The sequence below is a fragment of the Nocardiopsis listeri NBRC 13360 genome (assembly GCF_001570765.1).
GTDB lineage: Bacteria > Actinomycetota > Actinomycetes > Streptosporangiales > Streptosporangiaceae > Nocardiopsis > Nocardiopsis listeri.
Genome location: NZ_BCSH01000056.1, coordinates 1 through 17,908 on the forward strand (window position 1 = coordinate 1; position 17,908 = coordinate 17,908).

The following is a 17,908-nucleotide window of genomic DNA, read 5'->3' on the forward strand; positions in this document are numbered from 1 at the left end:
AGGCGCTCGAACACGCCGAAGTGAAGCGGAGGCGCTCAGCAATAGAGCACCGCGGACCGTCCATCCCCCGTGTTGGACGGTCCGCGGTATATGTCACCCCGGCGGGCCGGTCAGATCGGACCGAGCTCGTCCGGAAGGACGGTCAGTGGGCTGGTGCTGCTCTCCACCACGTCTCGGGCCAGGTCCGCGACCTTGCGCCCACGTGAACGCGCGGAGGAGCGCAGTCGTTCGAACGCCTCGCGCGGTGGCATCGTATGCCGCTCCGCCAGGACACCGATCGCCTGCTCCACCACCACACGGGAGTGCAGCGCGTGTTCCAACTGCGCGATGGTGTGCTTCAGGCGATCCACCTCCGAGGCCCCCTCCGGCGCCCGACCCGGCGCCTGGGTGCGGGGGCGTGGCCCCCCGGCCTCCGAGGTGAGCAGGTCCGCCAGCACCATCGCGCTGATCAGGTCCGGGGCGTCGTGGCCGTCATGCCCACCGCCCACGCGCCACCCGTGCGGGGTGCGTCGCACCACTTCGGCGTCCACCGTGTCGGCGGTCGCAATGTCATGAGGCCTCACGTCGTCCCCCAACTCCACACTCCCCGTCATGTACAGGTTTGCCGGTGCCGACCGGGCCGCCCTGGACCGGGGTGCGTTCGCCCTGAGGGAGGGCTTCCCGTCGCGCGGGCCGCGTGGAGCGGCCCGCGCCGTCGGTCCTAGGCCAGCTCGGCCAACTTCTTCTTCACCTGAGCGAGCGACGGGTTGGTCATCGCCGAGTCGTCACTGAAGACCAGGGTGGGGACGGTCTGGTTCCCACCGTTGACCTTCGAGACGAGTTCCGCGGCCTCCGGGTGCTCCTCGATGTTCACCTCTCGGCCGGTGATGCCCTCCCGGGAGAGCTGGCTCTTGAGCCGCTTGCAGTAGCCGCACCAGGGGGTGGTGTACATCGTGAACCGCTCGGTACCGGTACTCGTCATCTCGCTCACGTCTTTTCCGTGTCGACTGCCATGGTTCGGGAGGATCCCGATGGTTCCAACACCGGGCGGCCCGAGCCGCTTCCCATGGTGGTTCGACACAACGTGGGACGCCTCACAGACCCGACTGGTTCTGGAATGTGTCACTTGGTTCGTTCGGCCTGTTCAGGTCGGGGCTGTGGACGATCGGCTCCGGTGGGCGCCGATACTTGAGAGACTGTCCGCCCAGACCCACCCGTCCGACCAGATTCAGGAGCACCATGGACCCCGACCGCGTCCTGGAGGGACTGGACCCGGAACAGACCGAGGCGGCACGCGCGCTACGCGGCCCCGTGTGCATCCTGGCGGGTGCCGGCACGGGCAAGACCCGGGCCATCACGCACCGGATCGCGTACGCCGTGGCCGGTGGGGTCGTCGCCGAACAGCAGGTCCTCGCGGTCACCTTCACCGCGCGCGCCGCCGGTGAGATGCGCGGCCGACTCCGTGCCCTGGGCGCGCCCAGGGTCCAGGCCCGCACCTTCCACGCGGCGGCCCTGCGTCAGCTCTCCTTCTTCTGGCCACAGGTGGTCGGTGGCGAGAAGCCCACCCTGATCGAGAGCAAGATCAAGGTCGTGGCGCGCGCCGCCAACGCCGTGGGACTGCAACCGGACCGGACCGGACTGCGGGATCTGGCCAGTGAGATCGAGTGGGCCAAGGTCACGCAGGTGCGCGCCGGCGACTACGACAAGGCCATCGTCAAGGCCGGTCGTCAGGCGCCGATGCCGGCGGTCGAGGTCGCCCGGGTCTTCGAGGCGTACGAGGAGCTGTGCCGCGAGCGAAACCTGCTCGACTTCGAGTCCATGCTCGAACTCACCGCGGGGATGATCAACGAGTACCCCGCCATCGCCCAACGGGTCCGTGACCAGTACCGGTACTTCGTCGTCGACGAGTTCCAAGACGTCAACCCGTTGCAGAAACTCCTCCTGGACGCCTGGCTCGGCGACCGCGACGACCTGTGCGTGGTCGGCGACCCCAGCCAGACCATCTATTCCTTCGCCGGTGCCACCCCCGGCTATCTCACCGGGTTCGGTGACCGCTTTCCGCACGCCACCGTGGTACGGCTGGTCCGCGACTACCGGTCCACCCCCCAGGTCGTCCGCGTGGCCAACCACGTGATCGGCCAGGCCAAGGGCGCGACCGCGGCCGAGCACCTCACTCTTCAAGCACAGCGTCCCGACGGGCCGGACCCGATCTACCAGGAGTACGACGACGAGCTCGCCGAGGCCACCGGCGTCGCCCGCAAGATCAGCGTCCTGCTGGAGGAGGGGACGCCCGCGAGCGAGATCGCGGTCCTGGTGCGCATCAACTCCCAGTCCGCCGCCTACGAACAGGCGCTGAGCGACCAGAACGTACCCTTCACGGTCCGCGGCAGCACCCGCTTCTTCGAGCGTCCCGAGATCCGGCAGGCCGTCCACACCCTGCGCGGGGCCAGGCAGGGCGTGGCCGATGAGCAGGACGAGCCCTTGGTGCGCACGGTGCGCCACCTGCTGTCCCAGATGGGGCTCACCGACACCGCGCCCGAGGGCCGTCAGGCCCGGGAACGCTGGGAGTCGCTCTCGGCACTGGTCCAGCTGGCCGAGGACATGGCGGCCAAGCCCGGCCCCGGTGGGCGGTCCGCGACCATGGCCGACTTCGTCGACGAGCTGGAGACGCGCATGGCCACCGAGCACGCGCCCGGCTTCGAGGGGGTCACCATCGCCTCCCTGCACGCCGCGAAGGGCCTGGAGTGGGACGCGGTGTTCCTGGCCGGTCTGACCGAGGGCATGATGCCCATCATCTACGCCGAGAGCGACGACGAGGTCGAGGAGGAACGCCGGCTGTTCTACGTGGGCGTCACCCGTGCCCGTGAACACCTGGCGATGTCCTGGTCCCTGGCGCGCTCGCCCGGAGGCCGCAAGACCCGTAAGCCCTCGCGGTTCCTCGACGGGCTACGGCCCGCCTCGCCCTCCACGAGCGGGCGCCGGGACCGGCGCAAGGGCGGGACGGTGCGCTGCCGGGTGTGTTCCAACACGCTCACCGACGTCACCGAGCGCAAGCTCGGACGTTGCGTGGACTGTCCCTCCACCTACGACGAGGCGTTGCTGGAACGGATGCGCGACTGGCGGCGCCGAACCGCGCAGGAACAGAAGGTCCCCGCCTACGTGATCTTCACCGACGCCACCCTGCAGGCCATCGCGGAACAGGAACCGAACAGCGTGTCCCGACTTTCCTCGGTCTCCGGGGTCGGCGCGGTGAAACTGGATCGCTACGGTGAGGCGGTGCTCGCGCTCGTGGCGGGCGATCAACCGGAGGGGCCGACTTCCGGTGACGGGGAGGAAGAGGATGAGTGACGGCTTCGACGTCGGCCATGGCGGGCAGTCCCTGGCCCAGCTGCTGAGGGTCCTGGACCTGGAACGGATCGAGGACAACATCTTCCGGGGGATCAGCCCGAAGGAGGGGCCCCAACGGGTCTTCGGCGGTCTGGTAGCGGGTCAGGCCCTGGTGGCGGCGGGCCGGACGGTACCCGCCGAGCGGTACGTGCACTCCCTGCACGCCTACTTCATCCGACCGGGCGATCCGTCGGTGCCGATCGTCTACGAAGTCGATCGGGTCCGCGACGGTCGTTCCTTCACCACTCGCAGGGTGGTGGCCATCCAGCACGGCAAGGCGATATTCACGCTCTCGGCCTCCTTCCACAAGGAGGAGCCCGGGCTGGACCACCGGATCCCGATGCCGGACGTGCCTCCGCCCGAGGAGTTGTCGAGCACCCGGGAACGACTGCGCGAGGCCTTCGGCAAGGTGCCGAACTTCGTCCAGTGGCATCCCATCGAGATGCGGCCGGTGGGCGCGATGTCCTTCGAGGCCGAACGCGACCCGGAGCTGCGCACCGCCACCAACCCGGTGTGGTTCAAGGTCGACGGGAGGTTGCCCGACGATCGGCTCACCCAGGTGTGCCTGATGACCTACGCCTCCGACATGACGCTGCTGGACACAGTCCTGCTCAGGCACGGGCGTTCGTTCGCGGGCATCGCCATGGCCAGCCTGGACCACGCCATGTGGTTCCACCGCCCCTTCCGCGCCGACGAGTGGCTCCTGTACGCGCAGGAGTCCCCCACCGCCCAGGGCGCGAGGGGGCTGGCCCGAGGCCTGGTGTACACCCGCGACGGACAGCTCGTCTGCTCGGTCGTGCAGGAGGGGATGATCCGCGTCGTCGACGCGGAGGGTTGGTCCTGACGGACGGGACCGATCGGTGGGTCGAGACGCCCCACCAGGTACAACGTGGCGCCTGAGGGCCGGAGGGACTCGTCAACGAACTCCGGCCCTTTGCCATGCCGCGAAGATTATGGCCGGATCCGGCCGTTTTCGCAGGTCAAAAATGGGTTGCCGTCTTTCGCTCGGCGACCGTAGTGTGTACAACGTCGCAATGACCGCTCTCGGTGCAGGTGCAAGACCCTGTACCCGACTTTGGAGGAGGTGCCCGATCTGATGATGACGAAGAACCAGGAGACCACCGGTCTCGCAGCCGCATGGCAGTCGTTCATGCCGTCCTTCCGCTTGGGTGCCGACCTGAGCGGTGACGCCTTCGAGCGCACCTTCGGTGGCGACCGTATGAACACCCCGGGCGGCGTGGCCGTCTCTGGCACGGCCCTGCTCATCGCCGGCATTTCCGTGTCCGAGGGGACCGGTGTGTCCGAATCCGGTGTCATCGGTGCCCTGCGCGACGAGTCCGGACTCGCCCTTGATCGCGGCGAGTTCACCGGTGGCATCCACGCCCTGAATGAAACCCGGCGCCGTTACGGCGCACTGGGGAAGTGTCCACGGAGGACACCGGCCTAGCCGGCCTTCCACTCCGTGGCCGCGGACCCCAGTAAAGGGGCCCGCGGCTTTCTTTGTATCTCCGTCAGGCCCTCCGTCCCCAAGGGGCGGGGAGTAGACGGCGACATCGCAGAGTCCAGGTCCCTCACCGGACCGGTTCCGGTGACCGAACACCGACCGCGTTGTACGAACGATCAAAGATCTTGGAGGGCACCGATGCTTGCGTCGGTCCTGGTAGCGCCCCAGCTGGGTGAGGTCGACATTCCTTGCCGTCGAGAGCCGGACCTGTTCTTCGCGGAGGCTCCCGCCGACGTGGAGGCGGCGAAGTCCATCTGTGGGGACTGTCCCATCAAGGAGCAGTGCCTGACGGACGCCCTGGAACGGGGTGAGCCGTGGGGCGTCTGGGGTGGGCAGCTGCTCGTCTCCGGCCAGGTGGTGGCGCGCAAGCGCCCGCGTGGTCGTCCCCGTAAGAACCCGGCCCCCGTCGCGGCCTGAGGCCACGACGACCTCGTCCCACGAAGAACGTACGATCGAGAAGGACTCGAAGAGCGATGATGCAGGAACTCATGCGAATGGTGGAGCGGACCGAGCAGGAGCCGCACGAGCACCAGCTCAGAAGGATCGGTGCCCGACAGCTGCGCGCCCGCCAGCGGGAGGAGCGCCGGGTGGAGGAAGCGATCATGGAAATCGCGTGGTCGCGGCTGTGTTGACGCCGGCGCACGCGGTGAATCGGTGAACAGGACCGGGCGGTCCCCTGAACAAGGGGACCGCCCGGTCTCGTTTCGATAACCAAAACGCCGATCGGTGCGCCTCGTGGCGGGGTCATGTGTCCTGTCTCACCGCCTCGGAAGGGGCCTGGTCAGGGCGGAACGCGCTATACCGTGGTGCTTTTCGGTCCGGACCGGCGACCCGGACATCAGGTCGACCCGATGACATATCGGACCACGGCGCACCTGTTCGGAAACGCTCCTCTGGGCTACCGTAAACTTCGTGCCCTCGAACACCAAAGTCGAGGTACGACGCAGTCCTCGTCGCCGACGTACCGTGTCGGCCTACCGGGACGGGGACACCACGGTCGTCCTCGTGCCCGCGACGTTCTCCCACGCAGAGGAAAAGCGCTGGGTGGACCAGATGCTGCGGAAACTCGACGCGAAGGAGGGGCGGCGGCGCCGCGGCGACCGCGAACTCCACGAACGCGCCGTCGAACTCGCCGAACGCTATCTCGGTGGGAGCCGGCTCCCCGACACCGTTCGCTGGGTCGACAACCAGAACACCCGCTGGGGCTCGTGCACCCCGGACACCCGTGCCATCCGCATCTCCCGCCGTGTCGCCGGTATGCCCTCATGGGTGGTCGACTACGTGCTCGTGCACGAACTCGCCCACCTGCACATCCCGCACCACGGCCGGGACTTCTGGGAACTGGTCCGCCGCTACCCCAAGGCCGACCGGGCCCGCGGCTACCTGGAGGGCTACAGCGCCGGTAGCCGTTCCGAAGGGTGCGCCCACGCCGCCGAGGACGACGACCTCGCAGACGACGAGGTCGCCTTCGAGGACTAACGTCACGGAGTCCTCAGCCGTCGAGGGCCGTCCCGGCCAGCCTCATCTCGCGGTACGCCCGAGCCAGCAGGTACCCGCCGGCCAGCAGCAACGCGCCGAACACCAGGATGACGCAGGTCGTCGTGCCACCCCAGGAACCGGAGACCGTCGCACGGCCGGCCACCGCCAAGAGGAGCAGGGACAAGAACGCGCAGACGAGCTGTGCGGCACGGAACGAACGGCGGGTGTGCCCGTACCTGATCCGGGCCGCCTCACGCGAGTCGACCCGGCCGGCCCGCTCGTCGAAGAGCAGCTCCCGGGCCGCCTTGCGCAGACGCCGGTAGAACAGGTGGGCCGCGAGTCCGCCGACCAGCGCGACGATGGTGAACAGGGACATGTCACGACCTCGGGGATCAGGCCGGCCTCAGGGATGGACGGGGCCGTGCGCCGTCACGGCGGCGACCGCGGCGGTGACCAGGTCGCGCACCGAGTCGTCGGTGGGTTCGGGTGGGTCCGTGACCGGGAACCAGCCCAGGTCCGCGGACTCGTCGGGGTCGCGCACCAGCACGGCGTCGTCGGGAGCCACCGCGGCGAACTGCACGTCGAGGTGGAGGCTTCCGCCACCGCAGGGGACCGAGTGCCGGTCCAAGCGGACCGGTTCGGGCAGGACGGTGATCCCGGCGATGCCGGACTCCTCCGTGGCCTCCCGCAGCGCGGCCCCGACCAGGGTGGCGTCGGCGTCCTCACAGTGACCGCCGGTCTGCAACCACATCCGGTGGATCCGGTGCAGGACCAACGCGACCCGGGTGCCGTCGGCGGAGAGGATCGCCGCGCTCGCCGTGAGGTGTCCGGGCAGGCACGTGCGCCACATGGCGTCCTCGTGGGACCCCAGGTGCGCCAGGTAGGAGGTGCGCAGCTCCTCCTGCCCGGCGTCGGGGGCGGCCCAGGCGGTCAGTACCGCCCGGGCGTCCTCGTGAAGGCTCACTCGCCGCCCTTCTCGCCTTGGTCCTCGTCGCCCGGCTTGGGGCGTTCGGTCCCGTCGGGGTCGGTCAGCGACGAGATGTCGAAGTCGACGCCCTCGTCGGAGTGACCGTTCACGAAACCGTCCGGGTCGTCCAGGTCGTCGGCGGAAGGCATGAGGTCGGGGTGCTGCCACACGGCGTCGCGCCCCTCGATCCCTCGGGCCTCCTCCAAGGCGCTCCAGAGCGCCCCGGCCTCGCGCAGTCGACGTGGCCGCAGTTCCAAGCCGACCAGTGCCGCGAACGTGTGCTCGGCGGGACCACCGGTGGCGCGACGGCGCCGGGTGGTCTCGGCGAGCGCATCGGCCTGTGGAAGGCGCTCGTCCACGGCCTTGGCGACCACGGTCGCCACCCAGCCCTCGATCAGCGCCAGGGTGGTCTCCAGGCGGCCCAAGGCGGCCTTCTGCTGCGGGGTGTCCTCCGGCTGGAGCAGCCCCTCGGCGCCCATCCCGCCGGACATCATCTCCTGGATCGCCTCGGGGTTGGTGAGATCGATCTCCCCGAGCTTGTCCTCCAGGCCGCTGACGTCGTACGACATCCCCGCGGCGTACTCCTCGACCAGGCGCGACAGGTGCGAGCGCAGCCACGGCACGTGCGAGTACAAGCGGTGCACGGCGGCCTCGCGGGCGGCCAGGTACAGGCGGATCTCGTCGGCGGGGATCTCCAGACCCTCGCTGAACTTCTCCACCCCGGAGGGCAGAAGCGCGGCGTTGCCCTCACCGGCGAGCGGTAGGCCGATGTCGGAGGTCCCGATCACCTCCTGGGCCAGTCCACCGATGGCCTGACCGGCCTGTTGGCCGACCATCATGCCGCCCATCTGCTGGATCATGCCGAGCAGAGGACCGGCCATGGAGGCCATCTCCTCGGGCAGGTTCTGGCCCATGGCCTGGACCGTCTTGGCGGTCAGTGGGTCGCACAGCTGCGCCCACGTGGCCATCGTCTTCTCGATCCACTCCGACCGACTCCAGGCCTGAGCGGTCTGGATCCCCGAGGGGAGGTCGGTAGCCTGGTCGAGCCACAGGTCGGCGAGGCGCAGGGCCTCCTCGATCCGTGCGTAGTCGGCGGGCGGCACACTCGGGTCCCCGATCTGGGACACGCTGTGCCGCGCGATGTTCTTGGCCATGTCCCAGTTGATTCCGGACGTCGAGGACGTCGGGGACTCCCCGGCGGGGCCGGGGGAGGGCTGGGACGACATCATGTCCGCGAACTGGCGGAGCATGTCGGCCATCTGTTGCGGATTCCCGAACGGGAACCCGTCCGGTGTTCCGGAGTCCCCCCCGCCCGGGCGGCCGCTGCCGGCACCCGAGCCGGAGTCGCCTGAACGGCGTCCGGACTCGTCATCGGGATCGTTCGGCATGCTGAAACCGAAAGGCAGGTCGCTCACAATCAGACCTCAGGCAGGATTAGGTTTGGTCTCCACTGTCACGTTAGCTGGGAGTCGCCCGGAGTGAATACCGAAAGCAGCCAGGTTCGCCCAGAGCACAGCTCCCCGGGGCGGTCGGGGACGGTAGTCGCCGTCACCGGTGCCGCCACCGGGGTCGGCCGGCTTCTCGTGCAACGCCTGGCCGCGCCAGATGGTTCCATCCGGGCCCGCGAGATCATCGCGATCGACCAAGAGTTCGCCGACCTGCGCGATGTCACCTGGCGGATCGCCGATGTGTGCGATCCGGGGCTGGTGTCCCGGTTGGAGGGCATCGACGTCCTCGTGCACACCGCCGACGACCGTTCCCTGAACACCAAGCCGGCGCGCCGGCGGGAACACAACGTCCTGGCGGCCCAGACCGTGTTGACCGCCGCGGCCGCCTCGGGTGTCCCCAGGGTCGTCCTCGTCACCAGCAGCATGGTCTATGGAGCGACGCCGGACAACCCCGTCCCGCTGCCGGAGGACTCCGGTCGTGTGTCGGACAACAGCGAGGGCCTGATGGGCGACTTCGCCGCGGTCGAGGAACTGGCCGAACGCGCCCGCCGCGCGCACCCGGGCCTGACGGTGACCGTCGTGCGCCCCGCGCCATTGGTCGGTCCGGAGCTCGACACGCTCCTGAGCCGACACTTCGCCGCGCCCCGGCTGCTCACCGTCAAGGGCCACGAACAGCACTGGCAGTTCTGCCACGAGGACGACCTGGTCTCCGCGCTGGCCTTCTGCGCCCTGAACGGCGTGACGGGACGCGACGGCGTGGTCGCCGTGGCCTCCGAGGGATCCCTGACACAGGGGGAGGTCGAGGCGATCGCCGAGATGAAGCACTTCGAGGTCGCCGCCAACCTCGCCTTCGGTGCGGTACGTCGCCTGCACCAGGCCCGTATCACCCCGGCCGCCGCCGGTGAGATCAAGTTCCTCGTCTACCCGTGCGTGGTGGACTGCGCCTCGTTGCGCGAGGCCGGTTGGAAGCCGACGCACGACAGCGAGTCGACCCTGCGGGTACTGCTGGAGTCCAACAGCGGCAAACACGCCATCGCCGGGCGCTCCCTCGGCCGCAAGGAGGCCACCATCACCGCCGCCGGTGCGGCGGGTGCGGCAGCCGCGACCATCGGAACCGTCGCCGCCATCCGTCACCTGCGCAAGCGCGGGAAGGGCTGACCCACGGTCCCACCGGTCAGGGCACGCGCGAACGTCGCGTGCGCCCCACCGATTGATACGGTTCACCTGTGGAAGAGATCACTCTCGCGGCAGTTCGCGAAACACCCCTGTCCGTCGACGAGGTCCTCGCGGCGGTGACCCATCCCCGTGCCGGCGGCACCGCCGTCTTCATCGGGACCGTGCGCGACCACGACCACGGTCGTGACGTGTCCGCCCTCTCCTATTCCGCGCACCCCACCGTCGAGGCCCGCCTCCGGGAGGTGATGGAGAAGGTGCTGAGCGACACCAGCGTCCCCGGGCGTCCCGTCGTGCGGATGGCCGCCACCCACCGGGTCGGAGACCTGGAGATCGGCGACCTCGCCGTCGTCGTCGCGGCCGCCGCCGAGCACCGGGAAGAGGCCTTCGCGGCCTGCCGGCGACTCATCGACGACCTCAAGGCACAGGTGCCCATCTGGAAGAACCAGGCCTTCGAAGACGGCGGGACCGAATGGGTCGGCTCACCCTGAACCCTCGCCCCTGACCACCTCCGGGCCCCTTTTCGGACCGCCGGAAGCCTCGTGTCCGGGCACCCTCGAATCGACGGGGCAGGAACGGACAGGGCACGAACACCGGAGGTATCCGAGGGGCCCTAAGGTATGCACATGCTTCGTCGTGCCATGACCCTTGTCGCCGCACTCGTCCTGCTCGCCGGGCTCGGGTACGGGAGTCTCCTGTTGCCCATGCCCTACCTGGTCGCGGCGCCGGGGGTCACCCTGAACACGCTCGGGGAACAAGAGGGCGGGGAGCCGATCATCGGCATCGAGGGCGCCGACGACTACGAGCACGACGGTTCGCTGTCCATGGTGACCGTGCAGTACGCCGGTGGGCCCGACCACCGGCTCAACCTCTTCACCCTCGTCACGGCGTGGCTCTCGCCCAGCCAGGCGGTCCTGCCCGAGGAACTGCTGTTCCCCGCGGGACGCTCCCAGGAGGAGGTCGCCGAACGGCAGACCGTTCAGATGAACGACTCCCAGACCGACGCGACCGCCGCCGCCCTCAACCAGCTCAACATCGACTACGAGGCGATCCCGCTGGTGGCCGAGGCCGTCGAGGACATGCCCGCGGAAGGAGTCGTCGAGTCCGGTGACCGCGTCCTGGCGGTGGACGGCGAGCCCGTCCCCACCGGCACCTCCGGTGACGACAAGGAGCAGCTCGTCGGCAGCGCCTTCGTGGTCGAACACGTCGGCGACCGTGAGGTGGGCGAGCCGGTCGAACTGCTCTTGGAGCGCGACGGAGAGGAGACCGAGGTCGAGCTGGAGACGGTCGAGGGCGAGAGCGGTTCCGCCGCCGTCGGCATCCTCATCGCCGACGACATGGACTTCCCCGTCGACATCGACATCAGTGTCGGGGAGATCGGCGGACCCAGTGCGGGCATGATGTTCTCGCTCGGGATCATCGACCGCCTCAGCGAGGAGAGCATCACCGGCGGCGCCCAGGTGGCCGGCTCCGGCACCATCACCTCCGACGGCCAGGTCGGCGGGATCAGCGGTATCCCGCAGAAGATGGTCAGCGCCCGGCGCGACGGCGCCGAGTACTTCCTCGTGGCCGCCGAGAGCTGCTCCCAGGTCGCCCAGTCCGCCGCTTACGGCGAACTGGACGTGGTGCGCGTCGAGACGCTCACCGACGCCATGGACGCCCTGGAGACCATTCGCGAGGGCGGCGACGACCTCCCCCGCTGCGAGTAGCGCGAGGCCGCACGACGTGAAGGGCCCTCGGCACCGGATGTGCCGGGGGCCCTGGCGTATCCGCTCGACCGGTTTCCGTGGAGGAACGAAGGGGGCCGAAAGGGTGCGGGCCTCAGTTCTCGTCGAGGTCCAGGGTGAGGGCGAGGGCCGAGGTCAGCGCCGGGATCAGGTCGGGGCCGTTGAGCACTTCGTCCTCGCTGTCGTGCCCGCGCATCCGCATGGCGCAGTGCCGGGAACCGTCGCGCAGCACCCCCGCCACCATACGGATCTCCTCGGTCTCCTTGTCGGAGGTGGTGGGGTCCTCGTCGGCGGCCAGGGTCTCGTCCGATCCCTTCACCACCAGACGCTCCATGACCAGGGCGCAGCCGGCCACGCCTTCGGGCCACAGGATGCTGCCCAGAGCCTCCTCCAATGGGACGTCAGGAGGCAGTTCCTCCTGCTCGACCGGGGTCAGCTCGTTCGGGTCGGTGGGGGAGTCGATCCCCAACAGACTCGCCAGAGCGGGTTCCGCTGCCAGCAGCTCACTGGTCGGGACCAGGGCGTACAGCCCCAGAGGGCGATCCCAACCCTGTTCGGCTGCGTGGCGTTCCAGGTCCATGACGGCTTCGCGAATGTTCGACACGTTTCCATGGTGGCCGATGTGGGAGCCTCGCCGCGCCCGTTCACGGCCAGTAGGGTCGCAGTGGTGCCGCCCGTTTGCGACTCCGATACACCAACGATGCAGGCTTGTCACCCGCCGAGGGGCGATTTCGGGAACCTGGCGGCCACCGAATAAGTTCTCAACATAGGGCGCCACACGCGCACCGACCGCATCTACCAAGCCAGAACGAGGGGGAGGCGTGAGCTTCCGATCGCCCGGCGCACCACCTGCGCGTATGCCTCGCCGATCAAGGTTGCTCGCGCCAGTCGCGGCGACCGTGGTCGTCATCATCGCGGGGCTGATGCTCGCCGCGAACTTCTGGACCGACTTCAAGTGGTTCAGCTCCGTCGGCTACACCAATGTCTTCCTGACCGAGCTGTGGACCCGGGTCCTCCTGTTCGCGGTGGCGGCACTCGTGATGGCCGTCATCGTCGGTGTCAGCATCTTCTTCGCCTACAGGGCCCGGCCGGGTATCCGGCCGATGAGCCTGGAACAGCAGGGGTTGGACCGCTACCGGCAGTCCATCGACCCGCACCGCAAGCTCTTCTTCTGGATCGCCATCGGCGCCCTGGCGCTGCTGTCCGGCGCCGCCGCGAGCGGTGACTGGCGTTCCTACCTACAGTTCGTGAACGGCGTGGACTTCGGTGTCGCCGACCCCGAGTTCGGCATCGACATCGCGTTCTTCGCGTTCACCTACCCGTTCCTGCGGATCCTGCTGGGCTACATGTACGCGGCGGTCATCCTGGCGTTCATCGCCGCGGTGGTCGTGCACTACCTGTACGGCGGCGTCCGTCTGCAGAACGACTCCGGTCAGCGGGCCACCCCCGCGGCCCGGGTGCACCTGTCGGTGCTGCTCGGCGTCTTCGTGCTGCTGCGCGCCGGTTCCTACTGGCTGGACCGTTACGGACTGGTCTTCTCCAACCGTGGATACACGTTCGGTGCCTCCTACACCGACGTCAACGCCGTCAAGACGGCCCTCACCATCCTCACCGTCATCTCGGTGATCTGCGCGGTCCTGTTCTTCGCCAACATCGCCTTCAAGAACACGATGATCCCGGTGGCCTCCCTCGGCCTGCTGGTCCTCTCGGCGGTGGTCGTCGGCACGGCCTACCCGGAGATCGTCCAGCGTTTCCAGGTCGACCCCAACGAGCAGCGCCTGGAAAGCCCCTACATCGAGCGCAACATCGAGAGCACGAGGGAGGCGTACGGGGTCGCCGACACCGATGTGACCGACTACGACGCCACCACGGAGCTCACCCCCCAGGAGCTGGCGGCCGAGGCCGACACCATTCCCAGCGTGCGTCTGGCCGACCCGGCCGTGGTCTCCCAGACCTTCCAGCAGATGCAGCAGGTCCGTGGCTTCTACCAGTTCCCGGACGTGTTGGAGGTCGACCGCTACCCGGACGCCGAAGGCAACCTGATCGACACGATCGTCGCCGTCCGCGAACTGGACGGTCCGCCCGAGGACCAGGACAACTGGCTGAACCGCCACCTGATCTACACGCACGGCTTCGGTATGGTCGCCGCCGCCGGCAACCTGATCGACGACGAGGGCCGCCCGGTCTTCACCGAGTACAACATCCCGCCGCGCGGTGAGTTGAGCGAGGTCGCGGGCGAGTACGAGCCGCGGATCTACTACGGCCGCGAGGGCGCCGAATACGTCATCGTCCAGGCCGAGGAGGAATACGACTTCCCCCTCGACGCCGAGAACGAGGAGCCGGAGGTCCCCACCCTCGAGGACGCGGTGGACGCGACCCCGAGCCCGGGCGCCGACGAGGCCCGGGCGCCCGCCGAGAACGAGGGCGGCGAGGAGGCCCCGGCCGAAGAGACCGAAGGCGCCGAGGAAGGTGCCGAGGAGGAGTCGGAGGGCGGTTCGCAGCAGTACAACCGCTACGACGGTGACGGCGGCGTGCCGCTGAACAACTTCTTCGACCGCATCCTGTTCGCGATCAAGTACCAGGAAACGAGCATCCTGCTCAACAGCGCGATCACCGGCGACTCTCGGATCCTGTTCGAGCGTGACCCGCTGGACCGCGTGGAGAAGGTCGCCCCGTTCCTGACCGTGGACAGCCGCCCCTACCCGGCCGTGGTCGACGGCAGGGTCCAGTGGATCGTCGACGGGTACACCACCTCCGACGGTTACCCCTACGCCAACCGGATCGACTTCACCCAGGCGGTGACCGACACCTTCACCGATGGTTCCGCGCAGCAGGTCGGCGCGCTTCCCGGTAACGAGGTCAACTACATCCGCAACTCGGTGAAGGCCACCGTCGACGCCTACGACGGTTCCGTCACCCTGTACGGCTGGGACGAGGAGGACCCCGTCCTGAAGACCTGGGAGGGCGCCTTCCCGGGCACGATCGTCGGCAAGGACGAGATGAGCGACGAGCTCGTCCAGCACCTGCGCTACCCGGACGACCTGTTCAAGGTGCAGCGCGAGATCATGCGCGAGTACCACGTCACCGACGCCGCGTCCTACTACGGTGGTCAGGACTTCTGGTCGGTTCCCGACGACCCGACCCAGGAGGGGGAGGTCTCCGAGCCGCCCTACCGCCAGACCATCAACTTCCCCGGTTCGGAAGAGGCCAGCTTCTCGCTGACCAGTACGTTCGTGCCGCGTGGTCGTGAGAACCTGGCCGCGTTCATGGCGGTGAACAGCAACCCCGAGTCCGATGACTACGGCCAACTGAAGCTGTTGGAGCTGCCCCGCAGCACCGTGATCTTCGGCCCTGGTCAGGTGCAGAACGCGTTCGACTCCGATGCCGACGTGCGTGAGGTCCTGCTTCCGCTGGAACAGTCCAACGCCGAGGTGACGCGAGGCAACCTGTTGACCCTGCCGTTCGCCGGCGGTCTGCTCTACGTGGAACCCCTCTACGTGCAGGCCGGTGGTGGCGGGGCGGCGTCCTTCCCGTTGCTCCAGCAGGTCATGGTCGGCTTCGGTGAAGAGGTCGCGATCGGCAGCAACCTCCAGGACGCCCTGAACAACCTGTTCGAGGGCGGCGAGGGGCCGCTGCCGGACCCGGACGAGGAGGGCGCCGAGGACGAGGATCCGTCCGAGGCCGACTCCGACACCGGTTCCGAAGGCGACTCCGATCTCACCGAGGCCCTCAACGAGGCCGTCGACGCGTGGGAAGAGGCCCAGGAGAACAACGACGAGGCCAACGAGCGTCTGCGTGAGGCTCTCGAAGCCCTTGAGGACGCCGCGGGTAATTAGCCGCGAAGTCGAGGGTCGTAGGGCCTCGACGAGGCGATGACGAGCGGGGCGGGTGCCTTCGGGCCCCGCCCCGTCGGCTTCGCCGGGGGAGGGTGTCCCGGGTCTCCGTGCGCCGATTTGGTGTTGTCCCCACGAGCACGCTAATCTGAAGACACAACAACGCGGGGTGGAGCAGTTCGGTAGCTCGCTGGGCTCATAACCCAGAGGTCGCAGGTTCAAATCCTGTCCCCGCTACCAGGTTCGGGCCCGGAAGAAATTCCGGGCCCGGTACTTTTCCTGGTTTTCGATCCCATGGATTGATAATCGGGTTCATTCACTTCAGCGTCCTGCTAGGGTGAATGAGAACCGGGTCGCTGGTAGGCCTGGTCGGGTGGGTTCTCCACCGGTTCGGCGGAAGTCGGAGCGGATTTGCCACCCGGGGGCCAAGGCCCTAAAGTAGGAGACACAACAACGCGGGGTGGAGCAGTTCGGTAGCTCGCTGGGCTCATAACCCAGAGGTCGCAGGTTCAAATCCTGTCCCCGCTACCAAGGAAACACCGGGTGGAGAAATCCACCCGGTGTTTTTCGTATACGGCCTATTCGACGGCGAAGCGACGCCGTTCCGATCGCCCGGGTGAGAAGACGGGCGATCGGAACGGCACGGGCCTTGGGCCCGAGACCGTCGACCGGCTCAGCGGGTCCGGCCCTCCACCAGTTCCACCACGCGGTCGGCCCGTTCGGCGACCTTGGGGTCGTGCGTGACGACCACCACGGCGGAGTCGTGGCCCCGGGCCTGCTCGATGAGCTGGTCCATGATCATGGTGCTGCTGGCGGCGTCCAGGGCGCCCGTGGGCTCGTCGGCGAGGAGCAACGCGGGTTCGCGGCTGAGCGCGCGAGCCAGGGCCACACGCTGCTGCTCACCGCCGGACAGCTGGTGCGGCTGGGAGTTCAGTCGGTGGCCCAGCCCCACCGACTCCAACAACTCCTTGGCCCGGGCGCGACGGCGCAGCGCCGGCACACCCGCCAGCACCAACGGCACGCCCACGTTGGCCAGGGCGGATCGCCGCTCCAACAGGTGGAACTGCTGGAAGACGAAGCCGATCCCGTCGCCGCGCAGCCTTGACCTGCGACCCTCGCGCAGGGACGTGGTGTCGATCCCGTCGAAGGTGTAGGAACCCGAACTGGGCGTGTCGAGCAATCCCAGTACGTTCAGCAACGTGGACTTGCCCGAGCCCGACTGACCGATGATCGCCACGACCTCGCCGCGGGCCACGTCGAAGGTACAGTCGCGCAGCACGTCGATGCGAGCGCCCGACACCACGAAGTGCCGGGTCAGCCCCTCGATCCGCAGGAGCGGGGACGTGGCCCCGGGGGCGCGGACCGCCACGGGCAGGGGAGTGTCGAGCGACATCTAGCCCTCCTCCTCGAGGCCCTCGTCGTAGAACTCGTCGTCGAGCTCTTCGTCCAACGGGGCCTCTGGCACGTCGAACCGCGAATCCAGCGGAACCGGGTCGAGGACCTGTTCGCCCACGCTCAACCCCTCGGTGACCTCGATCGACCGTCCATCGGACATGCCCAGGGAGACCTCGCGGACCTCCTCGGAACCACCGTCGTCGACCACGACGACCTCGCCCGAATCGACGTTGCCGCGCACCGCGGTCACCGGGACGACCACCACGTTCTCGACCTCCCCGGTGCTCACCGAGAGCTTGCCCTGGACCCCGTCGAAGACCGTCAGGTCTGAGGGGACCCGGCAGGTCAACCGTGAGCCGCCGCCACCCCCTTCGCCCTCGGGGCCTTCCCCGCCGGAGTCCTCCTGTTCGGCGGTTCCCAACCCGATGAACTCGCACTCGGCGGCGGGCGGGCCCTTGTCGACCTGGAGCATGATCTGGCCGGGGTCCTCGTAGAACCGGTACAGGTCGTTGGCGGGCACCTGAGCGACCGCGTGGAACTCCCCGGTGGTGACCGCGGCGACCTTGGCGCCGGGCTCCAGCACGTCGTCCACCCGGACGTCCTCCAGGCCCGACACGGTGCCGCTCACGGGCGCGTACAGGGTGGCCTCGCGGGTTCCGGAGGACGGATCGCCCTCCTCGGCCTCGGGTGCGGGTTCGGCGGGCAGCGAGACGCTGACGACCGGGGCGCCCTCCTCCACGGTGGCTCCGTCGTCCAGCCACAGGCGCGTGACGGTACCGCCCTGGCGCGCCTCGACGGGTTCACCCGGTTCCTCCTGGACGGTGGCGTCCAGGACCAGCTGCGAACTGACCGTGCCCAGCGCGACCTCCACCGCTTGCCCGCTCACGTCCGCGGCGGCGCCGACGACGTCCTCGTCCGTGGGCGCCGAGCCCATGCGCGACAGCAGGAGGTAACCCGAGCCGACCAGTCCCAGCAGCAGGGCCGCGACCGCGCCGACGATGATCCACTTCTTCACT

General features: G+C 68.7%; 18 protein-coding genes and 2 tRNA genes. 12 read left to right on the top strand and 8 right to left on the bottom strand.

Features of this window, described 5'->3' with window-relative positions:
• Positions 1–110: 110 nt before the first annotated feature.
• Positions 111–530 carry an ANTAR domain-containing protein gene (locus tag NLI01S_RS17355; protein ID WP_223809283.1) on the bottom strand — a complete coding sequence of 140 codons (420 nt, stop codon included), beginning with the start codon at positions 528–530 and terminating at the stop codon, positions 111–113.
• Between the two features lie 170 nt (positions 531–700).
• Positions 701–961: a mycoredoxin gene (locus tag NLI01S_RS17360; protein ID WP_067605958.1), complete on the bottom strand. Its 261-nt coding sequence runs from the start codon at positions 959–961 to the stop codon at positions 701–703.
• 257 nt (positions 962–1,218) lie between these two features.
• Here NLI01S_RS17360 and NLI01S_RS17365 point away from each other — a divergent pair, with 257 nt between their 5' ends.
• The 6 genes from NLI01S_RS17365 (at position 1,219) to NLI01S_RS17385 (ending at position 6,349) form a co-directional block, all read left to right on the top strand.
• Complete coding sequence (locus NLI01S_RS17365; protein ID WP_067605863.1) at positions 1,219–3,327, top strand: ATP-dependent DNA helicase UvrD2; 2,109 nt, start codon at positions 1,219–1,221, stop codon at positions 3,325–3,327.
• The gene (gene tesB, locus NLI01S_RS17370; RefSeq protein ID WP_067605865.1) at positions 3,320–4,210 is read left to right on the top strand and encodes an acyl-CoA thioesterase II; all 891 of its coding nucleotides are present in this window, start codon (positions 3,320–3,322) and stop codon (positions 4,208–4,210) included. The genes NLI01S_RS17365 and tesB overlap by 8 nt, the downstream gene beginning before the upstream one ends.
• A gap of 252 nt (positions 4,211–4,462) precedes the next feature.
• A complete protein-coding gene (locus NLI01S_RS17375) occupies positions 4,463–4,813 on the top strand; it encodes a hypothetical protein (RefSeq protein ID WP_067605868.1) in 351 nt (116 codons plus the stop codon).
• Between the two features lie 195 nt (positions 4,814–5,008).
• Entirely contained in the window at positions 5,009–5,287 is a 279-nt protein-coding gene (locus NLI01S_RS17380; RefSeq protein WP_067605871.1) for a WhiB family transcriptional regulator, read from the top strand.
• Positions 5,288–5,343: 56 nt separating this feature from the next.
• Positions 5,344–5,502, top strand: coding sequence for a hypothetical protein (locus tag NLI01S_RS26075; RefSeq protein ID WP_190318501.1), 159 nt, complete (start codon positions 5,344–5,346; stop codon positions 5,500–5,502).
• A gap of 280 nt (positions 5,503–5,782) precedes the next feature.
• Complete coding sequence (locus NLI01S_RS17385; protein WP_067605872.1) at positions 5,783–6,349, top strand: M48 metallopeptidase family protein; 567 nt, start codon at positions 5,783–5,785, stop codon at positions 6,347–6,349.
• Positions 6,350–6,362: 13 nt separating this feature from the next.
• Here the strand turns inward: NLI01S_RS17385 and NLI01S_RS17390 are convergent, their stop codons facing one another.
• Genes NLI01S_RS17390 through NLI01S_RS17400 form a run of 3 tightly spaced genes read right to left on the bottom strand, consistent with a single transcriptional unit; the run spans position 6,363 to position 8,731 of the window.
• Entirely contained in the window at positions 6,363–6,725 is a 363-nt protein-coding gene (locus NLI01S_RS17390) for a hypothetical protein (RefSeq protein WP_067605875.1), read from the bottom strand.
• 27 nt (positions 6,726–6,752) lie between these two features.
• A complete protein-coding gene (locus NLI01S_RS17395; RefSeq protein ID WP_067605878.1) occupies positions 6,753–7,313 on the bottom strand; it encodes an NUDIX hydrolase in 561 nt (186 codons plus the stop codon).
• Entirely contained in the window at positions 7,310–8,731 is a 1,422-nt protein-coding gene (locus NLI01S_RS17400; protein WP_067605881.1) for a zinc-dependent metalloprotease, read from the bottom strand. Before NLI01S_RS17400 ends, NLI01S_RS17395 begins: the two co-directional genes overlap by 4 nt.
• Positions 8,732–8,794: 63 nt before the next feature.
• Here NLI01S_RS17400 and NLI01S_RS17405 point away from each other — a divergent pair, with 63 nt between their 5' ends.
• The 3 genes from NLI01S_RS17405 to NLI01S_RS17415 all read left to right on the top strand — a co-directional run bounded on the left by NLI01S_RS17405 (position 8,795) and on the right by NLI01S_RS17415 (position 11,646).
• Complete coding sequence (locus NLI01S_RS17405) at positions 8,795–9,922, top strand: NAD-dependent epimerase/dehydratase family protein (protein WP_067605883.1); 1,128 nt, start codon at positions 8,795–8,797, stop codon at positions 9,920–9,922.
• Between the two features lie 68 nt (positions 9,923–9,990).
• Positions 9,991–10,428: a molybdenum cofactor biosynthesis protein MoaE gene (locus NLI01S_RS17410; RefSeq protein ID WP_067605886.1), complete on the top strand. Its 438-nt coding sequence runs from the start codon at positions 9,991–9,993 to the stop codon at positions 10,426–10,428.
• A 150-nt stretch (positions 10,429–10,578) separates the two neighbouring features.
• Complete coding sequence (locus NLI01S_RS17415; RefSeq protein WP_067605960.1) at positions 10,579–11,646, top strand: YlbL family protein; 1,068 nt, start codon at positions 10,579–10,581, stop codon at positions 11,644–11,646.
• Between the two features lie 112 nt (positions 11,647–11,758).
• Here NLI01S_RS17415 and NLI01S_RS17420 read toward each other — a convergent pair whose 3' ends face one another.
• Complete coding sequence (locus NLI01S_RS17420) at positions 11,759–12,268, bottom strand: PPA1309 family protein (RefSeq protein ID WP_263363331.1); 510 nt, start codon at positions 12,266–12,268, stop codon at positions 11,759–11,761.
• A gap of 295 nt (positions 12,269–12,563) precedes the next feature.
• Between NLI01S_RS17420 and NLI01S_RS17425 the strand changes: the two genes are divergently transcribed.
• From NLI01S_RS17425 to NLI01S_RS17435, 3 genes are all read left to right on the top strand, one after another.
• Entirely contained in the window at positions 12,564–15,500 is a 2,937-nt protein-coding gene (locus tag NLI01S_RS17425) for a UPF0182 family membrane protein (RefSeq protein WP_067605889.1), read from the top strand.
• Between the two features lie 160 nt (positions 15,501–15,660).
• Positions 15,661–15,737 (top strand) — tRNA-Met (locus NLI01S_RS17430).
• A 214-nt stretch (positions 15,738–15,951) separates the two neighbouring features.
• Positions 15,952–16,028, top strand: a tRNA-Met gene (locus NLI01S_RS17435).
• A gap of 142 nt (positions 16,029–16,170) precedes the next feature.
• Here NLI01S_RS17435 and NLI01S_RS17440 read toward each other — a convergent pair.
• Together NLI01S_RS17440 and NLI01S_RS17445 are read right to left on the bottom strand one after the other, a co-directional pair.
• Positions 16,171–16,890 (bottom strand): ABC transporter ATP-binding protein, encoded by a 720-nt coding sequence (locus tag NLI01S_RS17440; RefSeq protein ID WP_067605891.1) that lies wholly within the window; start codon positions 16,888–16,890, stop codon positions 16,171–16,173.
• Positions 16,891–17,907 carry an HlyD family efflux transporter periplasmic adaptor subunit gene (locus NLI01S_RS17445; RefSeq protein WP_067605894.1) on the bottom strand — a complete coding sequence of 339 codons (1,017 nt, stop codon included), beginning with the start codon at positions 17,905–17,907 and terminating at the stop codon, positions 16,891–16,893.
• Between the last annotated feature and the right edge of the window lies 1 nt (position 17,908).

Bases quoted from the DNA above. Each gene is read 5' to 3' on its own strand.
- NLI01S_RS17360 (WP_067605958.1), bottom strand. From the start codon at position 961: ATGACGAGTACCGGTACCGAGCGGTTCACGATGTACACCACCCCCTGG.
- NLI01S_RS17365 (WP_067605863.1), top strand. From the start codon at position 1,219: ATGGACCCCGACCGCGTCCTGGAGGGACTGGACCCGGAACAGACCGAG.
- tesB (WP_067605865.1), top strand. From the start codon at position 3,320: ATGAGTGACGGCTTCGACGTCGGCCATGGCGGGCAGTCCCTGGCCCAG.
- NLI01S_RS17375 (WP_067605868.1), top strand. From the start codon at position 4,463: ATGATGACGAAGAACCAGGAGACCACCGGTCTCGCAGCCGCATGGCAG.
- NLI01S_RS17380 (WP_067605871.1), top strand. From the start codon at position 5,009: ATGCTTGCGTCGGTCCTGGTAGCGCCCCAGCTGGGTGAGGTCGACATT.
- NLI01S_RS26075 (WP_190318501.1), top strand. From the start codon at position 5,344: ATGATGCAGGAACTCATGCGAATGGTGGAGCGGACCGAGCAGGAGCCG.
- NLI01S_RS17390 (WP_067605875.1), bottom strand. From the start codon at position 6,725: ATGTCCCTGTTCACCATCGTCGCGCTGGTCGGCGGACTCGCGGCCCAC.
- NLI01S_RS17415 (WP_067605960.1), top strand. From the start codon at position 10,579: ATGACCCTTGTCGCCGCACTCGTCCTGCTCGCCGGGCTCGGGTACGGG.
- NLI01S_RS17440 (WP_067605891.1), bottom strand. From the start codon at position 16,890: ATGTCGCTCGACACTCCCCTGCCCGTGGCGGTCCGCGCCCCCGGGGCC.